Here is a 17,845-nt window from a genome sequence, read left to right on the forward strand (position 1 = left end):
TTTTAGTCCTTATTAATTGAGACCGCGCACGGAGGAGATAAACTGCTTCAGCTCGCTGGTCTGCGGGTTGGCAAACAGCGTCTTGCTGTCGCCCTGCTCCCAGACGCGCCCCTGATGCATAAACACCACGCGGTCACCCACTTCACGGGCGAAATTCATTTCATGGGTGACGAGAATCAGCGTCATGCCTTCCGCTGCCAGCTGCTCCAGCACTTTGAGCACTTCGCCCACCAGCTCCGGGTCCAGCGCCGAGGTAATCTCGTCACAGAGTAAAACTTTGGGCGACATAGCCAGTGCCCGTGCAATCGCCACGCGCTGCTGCTGGCCGCCGGAGAGGCTGGAGGGGTAATAGTCGATCCGGTCACCCAGCCCCACTTTCTCCAGCATCCGCTGCGCCAGTTCCCGGCATTCGGCGGCGCTTTTCTTGAGCACCCGCCGCGGCGCCAGCATTACGTTTTCGAGAGCGGTCATATGCGGGAACAGGTTAAAATTCTGGAAGACCATCCCGACGGAGCGGCTGATCTCCCGCGCCTGCGAGTCACGATCGGTGATGGTCATGCCGCCGAGCTTAATGCTGCCTTCCTGGTACCCTTCCAGCCCGTTGATACAGCGCAGCAGCGTGCTTTTCCCCGAGCCGCTGCGGCCGATAATCGAAATCACCTCGCCCATATCAATGTCCAGATCGACACCCTTAAGCACGTGGTTGTCGCCGTAGTACTTCTGCATCTGATTAATGGTGATGAGAGGCATTGAATTTATTCTCCAGATAGCGGCTGTAACGGGACAGCGGATAACACAGAACGAAATAGCCCAGCGCCACCAGCGCAAAGACTTTAAACGGCTGATACGTGACGTTAGTCAGCATGGTGCCGGCTTTAGTCAGTTCGACAAAACCGATAATCGATGCCAGCGCGGTGCCCTTCACCACCTGCACCGCAAAGCCGACGGTCGGGGCAATCGCAATCCGTAACGCCTGGGGCGCCACGACGCGAAACAGAGTCTGGCCAAAGCTGAGCCCCAGGCAGCGCGACGCTTCCCACTGCCCTTTTGGCAGCGCGCGAATGCTGCCGTACCAGATATCGAGCAAAAATGCACTGGTGTAAAACGTCAGGGCCAGCGAGGCGGCGGTCCACGGCGACACATCGATGCCGAACAGCGCCACGCCGAAGAAGGCCAGAAACAGCTGCATCAGCAGCGGTGTACCTTGAAACAGCTCAATATAGCCGCGGATCAGGCGCTTCACCTGGCGCCCGCCGGTCAGGCGCAGCAGCAGCAGCGGCAGGGTCACCAGCGCGCCGCCGATAAACGCCACCAGCGACAGCAGCACCGTCCAGCGTCCTGCCAGCAGCAGGTTGCGGATAATGTCCCAGTCGGTAAAAGTGGTCATCATGCCTGTACCCTCAGCCATTTTCGTCCTGCTGCCATCAGCAGTTGACGCATTGTTATCGACAGCAGCAGGTAGATCCCCGTGGTCACCAGATAGACCTCAAAGCTCAGGAACGTCCGCGACTGAATCAGGTTGGCGGCAAAGGTCAGCTCTTCATAAGAGACCTGCGACACCACCGACGATCCCAACATCACAATAATGCACTGGCTCACCAGCGCCGGATAAATGCGCTGCAAAGCCGGGGGCAGCACCACGCGGATAAAGGTCTGGGTGCGGCTCAGCCCGAGCACTCGCCCGGCTTCCCACTGCCCTTTTGGCGTCACCTGAATACCGGCGCGCACGATCTCGGTACTGTAGGCACCAAGGTTAACAACCATCGCCAGCAGCGCCGCTTCGCCAGCGGTCATCTTGAGCCCAAGATTTGGCAGCCCGAAGACAATAAAGAACAGCTGAACCACAAACGGCGTGTTGCGAATCAGCTCCACATAGCCGCCCCAGATGCGGCTGAACCATGATGGACGCCCGCTACGAATAGCGGCCCCAAAAATACCGATGGTCAGACCGCCGGCGGTCGCCAGCACCGTCAGCTGAATGGTCACCCACAGCCCGGCCAGCAGCTCCGGCCAGTGCGGCCAGAGCTCAGAAAAATGAAGTTGTTCCGTCATTCACAGACCTTATGCAGCAAAGTCGGCGGGCAGCGGAGCTTTCAGCCACTGTTGAGAGAGAGCATTCAGGGTACCGTCCTTCACTCCCTGCTCAATCAAGGCGTTCACTTTCTCTTTCAAAGCCGGTTCATTCTTTTTCAGGCCAATCACGCAGGGTGAATCTTTCAGCATAAAGCTCGCTACCGGTGCTTTTGCCGGGTTTTGGCGGGAGATCGCCGCCACCACCAGGTTACCGGTCGCCACGTACTGCACCTGCCCGGAGAGATACGCCGACAGCGTAGTGTTGTTGTCTTCGTAGCGTTTAATCTGCACCTCTTTCGGGGCGATGCCGGTCAGCACCATATCTTCCACCGCGCCACGGGTCACGCCGATGGTTTTGCCGCTCAGCGCCGCCACATCTTTCACCTCTGCCCCTTTCGGGCCAAACACGCCGAGGAAGAACGGCGCGTAGGCGCGGCTGAAATCAATCACCTTCTCACGCTCGGCATTTTTACCGAGGCTGGAGATAACCAGGTCCACTTTATCGGTTTGCAGATACGGCACCCGGTTGGCGCTGGTTACCGGCACCAGCTGCAGTTTGAGCTTCATCTGCTTTGCCAGATAACGCGCCATGTCGATGTCATAGCCCTGCGGCTGAAGATCGGTCCCCACCGAACCGAACGGCGGGAAATCCTGCGGAACCGCAATGCGGATCACGCCGCGCTTTTCGATATCCTGCAGCTGGTCGGCTTTTGCCGCGGTGATGTTGGTGAACAGACAAGCGGCCCCGGCCAGGGCGATCAGCAGTTTTTTCATGGTGTTTACCCGTTACGTTAGTATGAAACAAAAGATTCTTTAAATAAACTTTTGCAACTAATGTGCCAGATACAAAAAACTATGACCTCACCGCGTCAGGCGCAATAAAAGAGAGCATAAACAAGAGATAGCGAAAAACGGTGACAAAATCGCTGTTATTTACTCACCGTTTCACTGCACTAAAAAAAGGCAAAGCACCAGCCTGAGGCCCCATTATCGTTGCTCAAGCTCATCCAGTTGCTGATACAAGGTGGCAATATCGTGGATCCGCGGGCGGCCTTTATCGAGAATTTCATGCAGAAAAGCGTTCGCCAGCAGGTTGATTAAACTGTTCACCGCCCCGTAGCTGTCGTAGGCCGACACACTGTCCAGCGGTGCGCACAACTGCCAGTTGGACAGCGGGAACAGGCTGTAGGCCTGCGGTTCGCACATCAGCAGCAGCGGAATACCGCGCTGCTGCAACTGTTGTAACAGCGGGCGGATAATACGTGGGCGACGGCGAAAGGCCACCATCACCACCAGATCGTCCGGCGACAGATCCACCAGCTCTTCGCTTAAGCTCTGTCCCGGCTGCGGCAGCACCTGCACCTGCCCGCGAGCCTGCAGCAGCTGCTGGCGCAGGTGCAGCGCCACCGGCCAGGAGTTACGCATCCCGATGATGATAATCCGCCGGGCGTTGACCATCGCGCTTATCGCCTCGGCAAACTGCTGTGCGTCGAGCGTGTTGACCCACTGGGTCAGGTTGGCCATCTCCTGTTTATAATGCCGCGCCAGCAACGTGTTACCCTGCACCGCGTCGCGCTGGTCGGTCAGCGGCATACCGCTCTGGCGCAGGGTGCGCAGCTCGTCGCGCATGTCCTTATATTTTTCGTAGCCCAGCCGCTTAAACAGGCGGCTGACCGTGGCCTTTGACACCCCGCTCAGCTGCGCCAGCTCGGCGCTGTTATAGCTGATCAGGTCATCAAAATGGTCGAAGATAAAATCGGCGACCCGCTGTTCCTGAGGCGACAGTGACGCATATTGTCCCTTCAGGCGTTCATCTAGTTGCTCCATAAAACCTCTGTAACTTTTGTTTCATCAAACTATACCCAAAATAATTCGAGTTGCTTGTAGGCGGCAAAGCCGTAAATCCCCAGGAGCTTACTCAGGTAAGTGACTGGGGTGAACGGGTGCGGCCAACACCCAGGCAACTTGAAGGATGAAGGTTATATACATGCAAGCCCTTTCACAATGCATGCCAGTTTACTAAAAATAGGGTTTCCCCGGGGCGATGAAACTTTACGCTCAATGTGGAACAGCTTTTGCAAACCTGACCTTACGATTCGATTACGAGGAAAACCCATGCAGAGTCATGTATCCGCCCACGGGATGGCGGTTGCTCCCCATCATCTGGCCAGCCAGAGCGCAGTTGCCGTCCTGCGGGAAGGCGGAAGTGCAATAGAAGCGATGGTTGCCGCTGCCGCCACCATTGCGGTGGTCTACCCGCATATGAACGGACTGGGCGGCGATGGATTCTGGCTGATTGTGCCACCGGAAGGTGAACCGATCGCCATTGACGCCAGCGGCGCGGCGGGATCGCTGGCGACGCCGGAGGCCTATGCCGGACTGGCGCATATTCCGCACCGCGGGCCGCAGGCGGCGCTGACCGTAGCCGGTACCGTCAGCGGCTGGGATGAAGCGCTGAAGGTGTCGCAGTCCCTGACCGGTCGCGCGCTGCCGCTGGCTCGTCTGCTGGCGGATGCCATTGGCTACGCCGCCGACGGCACGCCGGTGACCGCCTCGCAGTCCAGCGCCACCACCAGCAAACTGGCCGAACTTCAGCACCTGCCAGGCTTCGCGGAGACCTTTCTGGTCAACGGACAGCCGCCGGAAACCGGCAGCCGTTTTCGTCAGCCCGCGCTGGCGGCAACGTTACAGCAGCTGGTTGATGACGGCCTCGACAGTTTTTACCGTGGCCCGCTGGCAACCCGTCTGGCTCAAGGCATGGCGCAACATGGTCTGCCCATCACCCTTGACGATTTACAGCAGCATCACGCCCGCCGCCCGGCGCCGCTCAAGCTTACGCATCAGCAGGGCGAACTGTGGAATCTGGCACCGCCGACGCAGGGGCTGGTCTCTCTGGCGATCCTCGGGATCACCGATCGGCTGGCGATGAACGATGCCGATGACGCGCAGACCGTCCACCGGATTGTCGAAGCGACCAAGCTGGCCTTTGGCCTGCGCGATGCCCATATCACCGACCCGCGCCATCTGGACGTGGATATCCAGAGCCTGCTTGCGCCGCAGGTGCTACAGCAGCTGGCCGCGCAGGTTGACGACCAGCAGGCCGCCCCCTGGGGGGCCGGCAAAGGCCCCGGCGATACCGTCTGGATGGGGGTTATCGATAGCAGCGGGCTGGCGGTCTCCTTTATTCAGAGTCTCTATCACGAGTTTGGCAGCGGCGTGGTGCTGCCGGAAAGCGGGATCGTCTGGCAAAACCGCGGCGCCTCGTTCAGTCTCGACCCCGCGCACCTGCTGGCGCTGGCGCCCGGTAAACAACCGTTCCATACCCTCAATCCTGCCGCCGCCCGCCTCAACGATGGTCGGGTGATGGTCTATGGCTCCATGGGCGGGGACGGGCAGCCGCAAACTCAGGCCGCCATCTTCACCCGCTACATCCTGCAGGGCGTACCGCTGCAGGAGAGTATTTCACGCCCGCGCTGGCTGCTGGGCCGCACCTGGGGGCAGACCTCTGATTCGCTGAAGCTGGAAGGCCGCTTCGCCCCTGACACCATCAGCCGCCTGCGGGCGCTGGGCCACGATGTTGACGTGCTGGCCGATTACAGCGAAGCCATGGGCCATGCGGGCGCCATCGTGCGTCACCCCAACGGCCTGTTTGAAGGGGCATCCGATCCCCGCAGCAACGGCTCCGCCGCCGGTTATTAGGAGATATCCATGCAGCAACCCATCACTGACTGGAGCGCTTATCTGGCGCAGATGGAACAGATCCTTGGCCTCGAGCTGGATGCGCCACGCCGCGACGAGCTGCAACTGCAGTTCAGCCGCATTGCCGCAATGGCCGAACCGCTGATGGCCTACCCGCTGGCGGAGCGCCAGGAAATTGCCGGAGTGTACAAAGCATGAAGCTCAATCAGATGACCATTGCCGGGATCCAGCGCGCGCTGGCCGCCGGCGAACTGAGCGCCAGAGAGATTGCCCGCCATAGCCTCGACGACATTGCGCGGGTGAACCCGCAGATCAACGCCTGGACCCAGGTTACCGAAAGCCGGATGCTCGCCGAAGCCGACCGCATTGACGCCCTGCGCCGGGATAAGCAGCCGCTGCCGGCGCTGGCCGGCATTCCCTATGCGGTGAAAAACCTGTTTGATGTCGCAGGCGAAACCACCCTGGCCGGCGCCCAACTGTTCAGCGATCGTCCGGCAGCCGCTGCCGACGGCTGGGCGGTACGCCAAATCCAGGCAGCAGGCGGCCTGCTCAGCGGCATGGTGAATATGGACGCCTACGCCTACGGTTTTACCACCGAAAACAGCCACTACGGCGCCACCCATAACCCCCACGATCTGCAACGCATCGCCGGCGGCTCGTCCGGCGGTTCAGCGGCGGCGGTGGCCGCCGGGCTGGTCCACTTTGCGCTGGGCAGCGATACCAATGGCTCAATCCGCGTTCCCGCCTCGTTGTGCGGGATCTTTGGCCTGAAACCGACCTTTGGTCGCCTGTCGCGGGCGGGCAGCCATCCGTTTGTCGCCAGCCTCGACCACATCGGCCCGTTTGCCCGTCACGTCGGCGATCTGGCGGCGGTGTATGACGCCTTGCAAGGGCGGGATCCCGATGATGATGCCCAGGCCGATCGTGCCGCGGCACCTGCCAGCCCGCTGCTTGAACGCGGGCTGGACGGCCTGCGCTGCGCGGTGCTGGGCGGCTACTTCACCACCTGGTGCGACAGTGACGCCCGCGCCGCCGTGGCTCAGGTGGCACAGGCCCTCGGCGCGGATCGGGAGCTACAGTTCCCTGAGGCCGAGCTTTCCCGCTCCGCGGCCTTTATTATCAGCGCCTCCGAAGGAGGTAACCAGTATCTCCCCGCCCTACGCGGCGAGCCGGAGCGCTTTGAGCCGCACTCCCGGGAGCGGCTGCTGGCCGGGGCGATGATCCCCTCCGCCTGGTATCTTCAGGCGCAGCGTTTTCGCCGTCATGCCCGGGAGGCGATGGCCGCGCTGTTCGAGCACGCCGAGGTGCTCATCGCCCCGGCAACCCCGTGCAGCGCGACCCTAATCGGTCAGCAAACCATGGCGATCAACGGCCAGTCGCTGCCGGTACGCGCCAGTATGGGCATGCTCACCCAGCCGATTTCGTTCCTCGGCCTGCCGGTGGTGACGGTGCCGTTGCGCACGGCCAGCGGGCAGCCCATTGGCGTACAGTTGATTGCCGCGCCGTTTAATGAGCAGGCCTGCCTGCGCGCGGCGCATGTTCTGGAAACAATGGGTCTCACCAGGGCCCAACCTGCGGAGATAGCAGCATGATGAATCAGGATAATATTAACCGCCCGCTGGTGCTGGCCGAAGTCACGGCGGCGTTTTATCGTTATGAAGAGGCGCTGGTCAGCAACAATATTGCGGTGCTGGATGAGCTGTTCTGGCATGACAAACGAACCGTGCGCCTGGGGGCCGGAGAGAATCTCTACGGCATCGATGAGATCCGCGCCTTTCGTGCCGCGCGCCCGTCGGCGGGGTTACAGCGTGAATTGCACCACACCGAAATCGTGACCTTCGGCGAGGATTACGCGGTGTGCAGTACCGAGTTTACCCGCGACGGCAGCGAGCGTATCGGCCGCCAGCAGCAGACCTGGGTGCGCTTTCCTTTCGGCTGGCGGATTGTTGCCGCCCAGGTCAGCCTGATGAGTTAACCCCGCAGCGCCTTCCCCGGCTTGCGCGAGGCTTAGCCGGGCTACCCACATAACCCCATCCCAGCAGCAGTAGCCCGGGTCAGCCGCGTGCGGCGTAACCCGGGAACGGGCATCCGCCTGTCGGCTATGGCCGGTACGGGTGCACGTCGCGCCAGTGATCGGCGATCTGCTGACGGGTGCACACCCACACCCGATCGTGCTGCTGCACATAATCAAGGAAACGCTGCAACGCCCGGAAACGCCCCGGTCGGCCCAACAGCCGGCAATGCATCCCGACCGACATCATCTTCGGCGCGTGTTCCCCCTCTTCGTACAGCACATCGAAACTGTCTTTCAGGTAGGTATAAAACTGCTCAGCGGTATTAAATCCCTGGGCGGTGGCGAAGCGCATATCGTTGGCGTCAAGGGTATAGGGCACGATCAGGTGCGGCTTGCATGAACCATCGCTGCAGGCCACCTCGGTCCAGAACGGTAAGTCATCGCCGTAATAGTCGCTGTCGTAAGCAAAGCCGCCGTGCTCCACCACCAGCTGACGCGTGTTGGGGCTGTCGCGCCCGGTATACCAGCCCGTCGGCGCTTTGCCAAACAGGTCGGTCAGGATATGCACCGCTTTGTGCAAATGCTCGCGCTCGCTGTCGATATCCATATGCTGGTAGTGGATCCAGCGCCAGCCGTGGCTCACCACGTCATAATCGGCGGCTTTAATGGCGGCGACGATTTCGGGGTGACGCGCGAGGGCCATCGCCACGCCAAACACCGTCAACGGCAACCCGCGGCGGCTGAACTCCTGGTGAATGCGCCAGAATCCGGCCCGGCTGCCGTACTCATATAGCGAGTCCATCGACATATGGCGATCGGGATAGCTGGCGGCCCCGATAATATCGGAGAGGAACTGCTCGGAGCCGGCGTCACCATGCAGCACATGGTTCTCTGCCCCTTCCTCATAATTGAGCACGAACTGCACAGCAATGCGCGCCTGTCCCGGCCACTGCGCATGCGGCGGCTGCCCGGCGTATCCCCGCAGATCGCGCGGGTAATGTTGATCGGAAAACGTCATCTCCACCCCTTACCGTTAAAACGAATTGAATGCCCGAAATGGTCCGCTCAGCGTTTTGGCTTCCGGAAACGCCAGATCGCCCTGCTTGCTGGTCGACAGCCCCAGCGATACCAGCGACTCCACCATCTTCACCGCCGCGCTGACGCCGTCGATCACCGGAACCTGCAGCTCCCGCGTCAGTTCCTGAGCCAGCGTCGCCATGCCGCCGCAGCCCAACACAATCGCGCCACAGCCGTCTTCCCGTAGCGCCTGAATACAGCGCTGACGCACTTTTTCCTGCGCCAGCCCGCTGCCGTCCTCCAGCGCCAGGACCGGCAGGTCGATGGCGTGCAGCCCGGCGCAGTGGTTATAAAAGCCATATTGATGCAGCAGGTGACGCGCAATAATCAGCGTTCGCGGCAGCGTGGTGACGATGGAAAAGCGCGTGGCGACCAGCGTCGCCATATGCATCGCCGCTTCGGCAATGCCGATCACCGGCCCCTGCGCCAGTTCGCGGGCCGCCAGCAGCCCCGGATCGCCGAAGCAGGCGATAACGTGCCCCGCAACCCCCTGCTGGCGGCCAGCCTGAATCTGTTCCAGCACACCAATGGCGGCAATGGCCTCATCAAAGTGGCCCTCTATCGACGGCACCCCCTCCCGCGATGAGACCGCAAGGATTTCGGTTCCCGGCGCCGCCACGGCTCTGGCCGCACGGGCGATAGTCTCCGTCATCCCGGCGTCGGTGTTGGGATTAATCACTTGTATACAAATCGCGGTCATCACTGCTCCTTGTTCCCGGCGAAGAGGCGGGCGAAGTCCGGCAGGGACTCGCCATCGCGCTCAAAGCACAGGCTGGCGACGATATGTTCAAAATGGTGCGTTAGCGCGTCGCTCAGGAGCGGCAACGCCTTCTCCCGCAGCAGTTGAATGATTCGCTCGTGATCGTTGCACCGGCACCCCTGACGCCACGGCGCCCCCCAGGTCGCAATCGCTAATGAAGAGCGCTGACTCAGGCGAGTCACCATGTCGGTCAGCACCGGGTTGCCGGAAATCGCCTGCAGTTGAATATGAAATTCGGCAGAGTAACGGATCGCCGCCGGACCGTCGTAGGCGTCATGCGCCTGCTGTTCCTGCAACGTGATGGCCTCCAGCGCCGCCAGATGCGGCGGCTGGCAATGGGCGAGCACGTCCGGTAGGTTGGCGACCTCCAGCAGCATGCGGGTACGGAAGATGGCCTGGGCCTCTTCGACCGTCGGGCTGGCGACCTGTGCACCACGTTTGGGCGTGATGGTGACCATTTGCACAGTCGCGAGTCGTTGCAGCACTTTACGGATCCCGGTGCGGCTTACGCCGAAGACCTCCGCCAGCGCCTCTTCCGGCAATTTACTGCCCGGCGGCAACTGATGCTCCACAATCGCGGTCATCAGGGCCTGATAGATGGTTTCATCCTTGTCATGCAGCGCTGCCGCGGCCTGCTGACGATGTTCATTACGCATTCACCCGCTCCACATTTACCTTTCGAGACTTAATCGTATACATGAAATAAAATTCTTGTATACAAAATTCACTATTCTGGCCTGGATCCTGCAACAGCATCCGCAACACCCTAATCAGGGGTTTCATTCACAGGAGCAGGTTTCATGCCAAACAGTCAACATACCCAGCAGAATACGGCCGCTGATTCCACCGCCGGCTACAGTCCACGGCTTTGTAATGAGGATCTGGCGCCGACCCGCGACCAGAACTGGAGCTGGTACAACATATTTTCGTTCTGGATGTCGGACGTCCATAGCATGGGAGGCTACGTCGTGGCGGCGAGCTTCTTTACGCTCGGGCTGGCGAGCTGGCAGGTGCTGCTGTGCCTGCTGGTTGGGATTTGCATTGTACAGCTGTGCGCCAACCTGGTGGCGAAGCCAAGCCAGATGGCCGGCGTCCCCTATGCGGTGATCTGCCGCCAGGCCTTTGGCGTCTTTGGCGCTAATATTCCGGCGGTGATCCGCGGCCTGATCGCCTTTGCCTGGTACGGCATTCAGACCTACCTGGCGGCCAACGCACTGATGCTGGTCATGCTCAAGTTCTGGCCCGCGCTGGCGAGCTTAACCGAGGCTTCCTTCCTTGGCCTGTCGCACCTCGGCTGGCTCTGCTTCGCCACCATGTGGCTGCTGCAGGCGATGGTGTTCTGGCACGGCATGAGCGCCATCAAGCGCTTTATTGATATTGCCGGGCCGGCGGTCTACGTGGTGATGCTGGCGCTGGCGGGATGGATTGTATACAAGACCGGTTTTGACGGGATCTCCTTTACTCTCGCCAGTAAATCGCTGACCACCGGCGAGCAGACCTGGCAGATGATCACCGCCACCGCGCTGGTAGTCTCCTACTTCTCCGGTCCGCTGCTTAACTTCGGCGACTTCTCGCGCTACGGCAAAAGCATGGGCGAGATCCGCCGCGGTAACCGCTGGGGCCTGCCGTTTAACTTCCTGCTGTTTTCGATCGTCACCGTGGTGATTGTCTCCGGCACCCAGTCGCTGTTTGGCCGCATGATCACTGACCCGATTGAAACCGTCAGCCGCGTCGGCAACGATCTGGCGGTGGCGATTGGTTTGCTGACGATGATTACCGCCACCATCGGCATCAATATTGTCGCCAACTTCGTCTCCCCGGCGTTCGATTTCTCCAACTGCTCGCCGCAGAAAATCAGCTTCCGCACCGGAGGGATGATCGCCGCGGTCGGCTCGATTCTGCTGACCCCGTGGAACCTGTTCAACTCGCCGGAGCTTATCCACTACACCCTGGATGTCTTAGGGGCGTTTATTGGCCCGCTGTTCGGCATCCTGATTGTCGACTTCTATTTGATCAAGCGCGGACAGGTTTCCGTCGATGACCTGTTCAACGCGACGCCGAGCGGTCGCTACTGGTATCGCAACGGTTTTAACCCCAAGGCCATTGCCGCGCTGCTGCCGTCCGTGGCGATCGGTCTGGTGATAAGCTTTATCCCGGCGCTGCATGAAGTGGCCAACTTCAGCTGGTTTATCGGCGTGCTGCTGAGCGGTTCGGCCTATCGCTGGATTGCCCGCGACGATCGCGTGAATGTGCCCTCGCACGTCACCGCCCGCCCGCTTGCACAGAAAGAGTAATCCTCCGCCGTTGCCGCGGCTGCACGCCGCGGCGCTTCCTGACGGGCAAACTGGCATCAATTTTGCTCAACAATCCTGCCCCTCTATTGTGGATAAAGGAAACGTTGTCTTTATGATTGAATACCACTCCGCCGTGCGCGGCGCTTTTTTCGACATCGCCCAACCCGCCGACAGCGCCGACGATATCGCGCGCCACGGGCGTTACCTTGATGATGGTGTCCTGTTTATCCGCGAAGGCAAAATTCAGGCCCTGCTGCCCTGGCAGGAGGGGGAAGCCCACCTGGACGGGCAAAAAGGCTACCTCGACCTCCGTGGACAGCTGCTGCTGCCAGGCTTTGTCGATGCCCACGTGCACTACCCGCAAACCGAGATGATTGGCGCCTTCGGCGAACAGCTGCTGGAGTGGCTGACCACCTACACCTTCCCGGTCGAGAGCCAGTTCAGCGATGAGGAGTACGCCGCCGACATCGCGCAGTTTTTTATCAACCAGCTGCTGAGCCACGGCACCACCACCGCGCTGGTGTTTTGTACGCTGCATCCTGAATCGGTCGATGCGCTGTTCACTGAAGCCCTGCGACTGAATATGCGCCTGCTCGCCGGGAAAGTAATGATGGACCGCCACGCGCCGGATTATCTGAGCGAAACGGCGGAACAGAGCTACCAGCAAACCCGGGAGTTGATCCAGCGTTGGCACCATCGCGGCCGCCTCGGTTACGCCATCACCCCACGTTTCGCCCCAACCTCAACCCCGGAACTGCTGGCGGCGGTTCAGCAACTGCGCGAGGAGTTCCCGGATACCTGGCTGCATACCCACCTCAGCGAAAACCTCACGGAAGTGGCGTGGGTGAACAGCCTGTGGCCGGAGCACGAGCATTATCTGGATGTCTATCATCACTACGGCCTGACCGGTGAGCGCAGCGTCTTTGCCCACGGGATCCATCTGGCGGAAAAAGAGTGGCAGTGCCTACACGACACCGGCTCGGCGCTGGCCTTTTGCCCGACCTCCAATCTGTTTCTCGGCAGCGGCCTGTTCCGCTTACCCGCCAGCTGGCAGCACAAGGTGCGTATCGGTATCGGCAGTGACGTGGGCGCCGGCACCACCTTCAGCATGCTGCGTACCCTGGGCGAGGCCTACAAAGTGGCGCAGCTGCAAAGCTATCGCCTGCGTTCGTGTGAAGCCTTTTACCACGCGACGCTGGGAGGCGCCCGGGCGCTGCGACTCGACGACAAGATTGGCAACTTCCAGCCGGGCAAAGAGGCGGATTTTATCGCGGTCGACCTGACGGTGACCCCACTGCAGCGCCTGAGAATGTCGCGCTGCCAGGATATTTACGAGCGGCTGTTCGTGCTGATGACGTTGGGCGATGAGCGCAACATTCGCCAGACCTGGGTCAATGGCGAGTGCGTCTGGCACAGCGAGGCGTAGCGAGATAACCAGCCCGGCGGCGCTGCCGGGCCGTGCCGGTTTAACTTCCCCGGTAGGTTGACCAACCGCCCGGGGCAATCACGAACGGTAAATGAAAATGTGTATCCGCCTCAGCGCTAATCGCAAAGTCAATCTGCGCACGCAGGTACAGCGTTTCGCGGCCGCTGTGGGTAAACCAGTCGCCGATTTCCGCTACCAGTCGATAGCGTCCGGCCACCAGCATACCGGGGGCCAGCGTCGCAATACGGCCATTCTCATCGGTTATTCCGCTGGCAATAGATTGCCCGCCGAGCATCAGATGCACCGCCACCCCTTGCGCCGGCTGGCCGGTAGAAATATCCAGAATATGGGTACTTAACGTATTCATTCGCCAATGACTCCCGTCAGTCTTAAAAGTGTAATCTCGCGCAGCTGCGCCAGCGCAACCTGTACTTCCTCTGCCTCGCTGTGGTTCAGACGCTGCGTGAGCGCCTGCAGGATCGCCTCGCCGCTGCGGCCCTTCGCGCGGATCAGAAAGACCCGCCCAAAACGCGCTTCATAGTGGGCATTGCCCACTTTCAAGGCTTCGGCCAGCGTGGCGTCGTTGTCGTTCACCGCCGCCTGCTCCTGGCGGGACAGCGCCGCATGGGCACGCGCCCCGGCGGGCTTCTCACCGATGCGCGGATGGGCGCTCAGCGCCTGATCGAGTTCCGCTTCCCCCCACTGCCCGGCCTGCTGTTCGGCCGCCGCCAGCAACGCCTGAAGATCGGGATAGGGTCGGGCCTGTACCAGCGCCGCGACCCAGGCGTCGAGGGCAACACAGGGGGCCAGCAGGCTCGCGGCCTCCTGCGGAGAAAGTTGATTAAATTGGTGAAGCGCAATCATCGTGACTCCTTAACCGCCGCCACAGCGGTCATTATTATTATCGGACATGATCATTCCCGCGGGTTGTTTAAAACGCCGTCTGCTCAGTGCACAAAGCAGGCCAGAGTCGCGCCCTCGCCGTCGCCCCGCATCCCTCACCGCATTACATTTTAATTATCAACACAATAGCGATAAATGTAGCGCAAAAGTCGTTCACACCACCATGGCTGACCGTGAAACATTCGATACCGACGGCGACAATCAGAAATTTTTGATTCAAAAAATGGCAATTGCCATGCAATAACGCACCAGATAAGTGCACTCCCCGGCACAATGCCCCGTCCGCCCCGGCCAGCGCGGGATCGTCAAGCTGGTACGCAATTTGCTCAACGCCTTTACGACGCAATAAATGGAGAAGAGCATGAAAGCATTAGTCATCGGCGCCGGTATTGGCGGCCTGAGCGCGGCCGTCGCGCTGAAGAACGCGGGAATTGAGTGCGAAGTGTTTGAGGCGGTCAAAGAGATTAAACCGGTCGGAGCGGCAATCTCTATCTGGCCCAACGGCGTGAAGTGCATGCAAAGCCTGGGGATGGGTGACATCATCGATACCTACGGCGGCCCGATGCACTATCTGGCCTATAACGCCAGTCACGACGGCGAAACCCTGACCCGCTTTAGCCTGGCGCCGCTGGTGGAGCGCACCGGCGGTCGCCCCAGCCCCATTTCCCGCAGCGAATTGCAAGGGGAGATGCTCGACTTTTGGGGCCGCGACGCCGTGCAGTTTGGTAAACGGGTCACCCGGGCCGAAGAACACGCCAACGGGGTAACGGTCTGGTTTACCGACGGCAGCACGGCTCACGGCGATTTTCTGATCGCCGCCGATGGCAGCCACTCGGCGCTGCGTCCGTACGTGCTGGGCTATACTCCCGAGCGCCGCTATGCCGGCTATGTGAACTGGAATGGTCTGGTGACGATAGATGAGCAGATTGCCCCGGCCAACCAGTGGACCACCTTCGTCGGCGACGGCAAACGCGTGTCGTTGATGCCGGTGGCAAACGGTCGTTTCTATTTCTTCTTCGATGTGCCGTTGCCGCTGGGGCTGGCCGAAGACCGCGCCACCCTGCGAGACGACCTCTCCCGCTACTTCGACGGCTGGGCGCCGCCGGTGCAACGGCTGATTGCGGCGCTGGATCCGCACACCACCAACCGTATTGAAATCCATGATATTGAGCCTTTCGACAGCCTGGTGCGCGGCAAGGTGGCGCTGCTCGGCGATGCCGCGCACAGCACGACGCCGGATATTGGTCAGGGCGGCTGCGCGGCGATGGAGGATGCGGTGGTGCTTGGCGACATGTTCCGCACGCACCGCGATATCACCGTGGCGCTTCAGCAGTACGAGGCCCTGCGCTGCGAGCGGGTGCGCGACCTGGTGCTTAAGGCGCGCAAGCGCTGTGATATCACCCACGGCAAAGATATGGCCCTGACCCAGGCGTGGTATCAGGAGCTGAAAGAGGAGACCGGCGAGCGGATCATCAACGGTCTGTGCGACACCATTCAGGGCGGTCCGCTGGGCTAAACGGTCTGCATCTCTTCCATCACCGCCGTCAATTTTTGAATCGCCATTTGTGCCGGACGCGACAGCTGGCGCGATGGCGCCGAACACAGCGCCAGCGTCAGGGGACGCAGCAACTTATTGCGCAGCGGGATAAACTGCAGCTGGCCGTTTCTCACCTCGTCCAGCACGTCCAGCCGGCTCAGCACCGTCACGCCGCTGCCTTTAAGGACCAGCGACTTAATCAGCCGGATGTCGTTACAGCTGATGCTGTTCGCCGGGATAAAATCGTAGTGGCGATACAGCATCCCGACGCGTTCGTGTACAATCAGCGGCGCGCCGGGCACGATATGGCGCTGCTGGCTGAGTTCACCTAATGACAGTGCCGCCGCCCCGGCCAGCGGATGGTCCGGGCGCATCACGATCCCCATTTCCAGTTCAACAAATGCCAGGACGCTGAGTCCCGCCTGCCCTTCCGGGTCCAGGATCAGGCCAAAATCGAGGTCGGCCTGGCGTATCTTCTCGCTGACCGTATGGCTGTCGGCCACCTGCAGCACCAGCTCCAGCCACTCCCAGTTGCCGATGATATCGGCCAGCGCCGCGGCAAAGCTCCCCTCGGCCAGCGCCTGCACCATGCCGACGCTGACCGTGCCACGCTTAAGCCCCTGTAGCTCATCAAACTTTTGCCGGGTCAGGCGAAACTCTTTTTGCCAGCGCAGCAAATTGTCATACAGCAGTTCACCGGCGGTGGTCATCCGCAGCCCTTCCGGCAGACGTTCAAACAGCGGGGTGCCGAAGGCCTCCTCGGCCTGCAGGATCTGGCGATTAATCGCCGATGCCGAGATGTGCAGCTTTTCAGCCGCCCGGCGCAGGCTTCCGCTGCGGGCCACCTCGGCAAAATAGAGTGCAAAACGCGAAAATGGACTCATGCCTCACCTGTACACTTTTTTGCAACGCATTAGTGAATTAATGCTGATGGATGTCAACACCCTAATATGACAACAATTAACTCACAACAATTAAACAATTCTATTTTTGTGAGCAGGAAGGACACCCATGAACAGACCCACGCCAACCCCACCCGCCCATTGCACGTTTGACCCGCAAGACTGGCTGCGCCTCGCCCGATGCTGGCACCCGGTTGCCCGTGCCGAGGATATTGGCGCCGCGCCGGTAAAAGCCATCCTGCTGGACGAACAATTAGTTATCTACCGCATCAAGGGCCAGGTCGTGGTCGCCCGCGACGTCTGCCCGCATCGTGGCGTGCCGCTGACCCTCGGCTTCCATGATGAAGAAGGGATTGTCTGCCCCTACCACGGTCTGCGCTTTGGCGAGGACGGGCGCTGCAACCGTATTCCCTCCAGCCCCGACCAGCCGATTCCGGCCAAGCTCCATCTCACCAGCTACGCGGTGGAAGAGCGCTATGGCCTTATCTGGACCTGCCTGGCCTTCGACCCGGAAAACCCGATGCCGCTGCCGACGATGCCCCACTGGCACGACGAAGGCTTTCAGCAAATCACCTGCCCGGCCTTCGAGGTCAACGGCTTCGCCGGGCGCCAGGTTGAGGGGTTTCTTGACGTCGCCCACTTCGCCTGGATCCATACCGACACCTTTGCGGACCCGGATAACCAAGTGGTGCCGACCTACAACCCACAGGAGACGCCGTTTGGCTTTATTGCCGATTACTGGAGCTCCGTCGGCAACTACCCGGCCAGCTCTGAGTTTCGCGCACCGGATGGCTTCCAGTGGCTGCGCCATTTCGAGATGCACCTGCCCTTTACCGCCACCCTGACGATCCACTTCCCCGGCGATGCCCGGCTGGTGATCATGAATGCCGCCTCGCCGGTGTCGTCGCGGGTTACCCGGATGTTTGCGCCGATTGCACGCAATTTTGACCTGCACGTGCCGGTCGCCGATGTCCATGCCTTCAACCTGCGGGTGTTCGAAGAGGACCGACTGATGGTCGAGACCCAGCGCCCGGAAAGGCTGCCGCTGGACCTGACGCTGGAGGCGCATATTCCTGCCGACCGTAGTTCCATCGCCTATCGCCGTGGCCTGAAGAAAATGGGCTTTGGTGAGTTTTTCCTGGTGTAAGTGGAGGATCATT

18 protein-coding genes and 1 pseudogene are annotated in these 17,845 nt (G+C 60.7%); 8 read left to right on the forward strand and 11 right to left on the reverse strand.

Annotated elements, in window-relative coordinates:
- Positions 1-12: 12 nt before the first annotated feature.
- The 5 genes from ACMYSP_RS03450 to hpxU form a co-directional block, all read right to left on the reverse strand.
- Positions 13-750 (reverse strand): amino acid ABC transporter ATP-binding protein, encoded by a 738-nt coding sequence (locus ACMYSP_RS03450; RefSeq protein WP_123753742.1) that lies wholly within the window; start codon positions 748-750, stop codon positions 13-15.
- Complete coding sequence (locus tag ACMYSP_RS03455) at positions 731-1,387, reverse strand: amino acid ABC transporter permease (protein ID WP_174510340.1); 657 nt, start codon at positions 1,385-1,387, stop codon at positions 731-733. Before ACMYSP_RS03455 ends, ACMYSP_RS03450 begins: the two co-directional genes overlap by 20 nt.
- Positions 1,387-2,052 carry an amino acid ABC transporter permease gene (locus ACMYSP_RS03460; protein ID WP_434585589.1) on the reverse strand — a complete coding sequence of 222 codons (666 nt, stop codon included), beginning with the start codon at positions 2,050-2,052 and terminating at the stop codon, positions 1,387-1,389. The genes ACMYSP_RS03455 and ACMYSP_RS03460 overlap by 1 nt, the downstream gene beginning before the upstream one ends.
- Before the next feature lie 9 nt (positions 2,053-2,061).
- Positions 2,062-2,847 (reverse strand): transporter substrate-binding domain-containing protein, encoded by a 786-nt coding sequence (locus tag ACMYSP_RS03465; RefSeq protein ID WP_123753739.1) that lies wholly within the window; start codon positions 2,845-2,847, stop codon positions 2,062-2,064.
- Between the two features lie 213 nt (positions 2,848-3,060).
- Positions 3,061-3,900, reverse strand: a complete 840-nt coding sequence (gene hpxU, locus ACMYSP_RS03470) for a MurR/RpiR family transcriptional regulator HpxU (protein ID WP_434585590.1) — start codon at positions 3,898-3,900, stop codon at positions 3,061-3,063.
- A 288-nt stretch (positions 3,901-4,188) separates the two neighbouring features.
- On the opposite strand from hpxU, the gene hpxW reads away from it, so the two are divergent.
- From hpxW to hpxZ, 4 genes are read left to right on the forward strand one after another with little or no spacing between them, the layout of a single operon-like run.
- Positions 4,189-5,772: an oxamate amidohydrolase gene (gene hpxW / locus ACMYSP_RS03475; protein WP_434585591.1), complete on the forward strand. Its 1,584-nt coding sequence runs from the start codon at positions 4,189-4,191 to the stop codon at positions 5,770-5,772.
- A gap of 9 nt (positions 5,773-5,781) precedes the next feature.
- Entirely contained in the window at positions 5,782-5,970 is a 189-nt protein-coding gene (gene hpxX, locus ACMYSP_RS03480) for an oxalurate catabolism protein HpxX (RefSeq protein ID WP_434585592.1), read from the forward strand.
- A complete protein-coding gene (locus ACMYSP_RS03485) occupies positions 5,967-7,364 on the forward strand; it encodes an AtzE family amidohydrolase (protein WP_434585593.1) in 1,398 nt (465 codons plus the stop codon). Before hpxX ends, ACMYSP_RS03485 begins: the two co-directional genes overlap by 4 nt.
- Positions 7,361-7,747 (forward strand): oxalurate catabolism protein HpxZ, encoded by a 387-nt coding sequence (gene hpxZ / locus ACMYSP_RS03490; protein ID WP_434585594.1) that lies wholly within the window; start codon positions 7,361-7,363, stop codon positions 7,745-7,747. The genes ACMYSP_RS03485 and hpxZ overlap by 4 nt, the downstream gene beginning before the upstream one ends.
- 124 nt (positions 7,748-7,871) lie before the next feature.
- On the opposite strand, the gene puuE is transcribed toward hpxZ, so the two are convergent.
- The 3 genes and pseudogenes from puuE to ACMYSP_RS03505 all read right to left on the reverse strand — a co-directional run bounded on the left by puuE (position 7,872) and on the right by ACMYSP_RS03505 (position 10,279).
- Complete coding sequence (puuE, locus tag ACMYSP_RS03495) at positions 7,872-8,804, reverse strand: allantoinase PuuE (RefSeq protein WP_434585595.1); 933 nt, start codon at positions 8,802-8,804, stop codon at positions 7,872-7,874.
- A pseudogene (gene hpxA, locus ACMYSP_RS03500) lies at positions 8,689-9,563 on the reverse strand (allantoin racemase). Before hpxA ends, puuE begins: the two are co-directional and overlap by 116 nt.
- Positions 9,563-10,279, reverse strand: coding sequence for a GntR family transcriptional regulator (locus ACMYSP_RS03505; RefSeq protein WP_434585596.1), 717 nt, complete (start codon positions 10,277-10,279; stop codon positions 9,563-9,565). Before ACMYSP_RS03505 ends, hpxA begins: the two are co-directional and overlap by 1 nt.
- 144 nt (positions 10,280-10,423) lie before the next feature.
- Here ACMYSP_RS03505 and ACMYSP_RS03510 point away from each other — a divergent pair, with 144 nt between their 5' ends.
- Entirely contained in the window at positions 10,424-11,917 is a 1,494-nt protein-coding gene (locus tag ACMYSP_RS03510; protein WP_434585597.1) for an NCS1 family nucleobase:cation symporter-1, read from the forward strand.
- 112 nt (positions 11,918-12,029) lie between these two features.
- On the forward strand, positions 12,030-13,343 hold the full coding sequence (guaD, locus tag ACMYSP_RS03515; RefSeq protein ID WP_434585598.1) for a guanine deaminase: 1,314 nt from the start codon (positions 12,030-12,032) through the stop codon (positions 13,341-13,343).
- A 40-nt stretch (positions 13,344-13,383) separates the two neighbouring features.
- On the opposite strand, the gene uraH is transcribed toward guaD, so the two are convergent.
- Both uraH and uraD read right to left on the reverse strand, forming a co-directional pair.
- Complete coding sequence (gene uraH, locus ACMYSP_RS03520; RefSeq protein ID WP_434585599.1) at positions 13,384-13,710, reverse strand: hydroxyisourate hydrolase; 327 nt, start codon at positions 13,708-13,710, stop codon at positions 13,384-13,386.
- A complete protein-coding gene (gene uraD / locus ACMYSP_RS03525) occupies positions 13,707-14,207 on the reverse strand; it encodes a 2-oxo-4-hydroxy-4-carboxy-5-ureidoimidazoline decarboxylase (protein ID WP_434585600.1) in 501 nt (166 codons plus the stop codon). The genes uraH and uraD overlap by 4 nt, the downstream gene beginning before the upstream one ends.
- Before the next feature lie 400 nt (positions 14,208-14,607).
- Here uraD and hpxO point away from each other — a divergent pair, with 400 nt between their 5' ends.
- Positions 14,608-15,762, forward strand: a complete 1,155-nt coding sequence (gene hpxO / locus ACMYSP_RS03530) for an FAD-dependent urate hydroxylase HpxO (RefSeq protein ID WP_434585601.1) — start codon at positions 14,608-14,610, stop codon at positions 15,760-15,762.
- Here hpxO and hpxR read toward each other — a convergent pair.
- Positions 15,759-16,667: a LysR family hpxDE operon transcriptional regulator HpxR gene (gene hpxR / locus ACMYSP_RS03535; RefSeq protein ID WP_434585602.1), complete on the reverse strand. Its 909-nt coding sequence runs from the start codon at positions 16,665-16,667 to the stop codon at positions 15,759-15,761. The two genes, hpxO and hpxR, sit on opposite strands and share 4 nt — an antisense overlap.
- A gap of 127 nt (positions 16,668-16,794) precedes the next feature.
- Here hpxR and hpxD point away from each other — a divergent pair, with 127 nt between their 5' ends.
- Positions 16,795-17,832 (forward strand): molybdenum cofactor-independent xanthine hydroxylase subunit HpxD, encoded by a 1,038-nt coding sequence (gene hpxD / locus ACMYSP_RS03540; protein WP_123753723.1) that lies wholly within the window; start codon positions 16,795-16,797, stop codon positions 17,830-17,832.
- The last annotated feature ends 13 nt before the right edge of the window (positions 17,833-17,845 follow it).

The sequence above is a fragment of the Klebsiella sp. R390 genome, assembly GCF_051131745.1.
In the GTDB taxonomy this organism is placed as follows: domain Bacteria; phylum Pseudomonadota; class Gammaproteobacteria; order Enterobacterales; family Enterobacteriaceae; genus Klebsiella.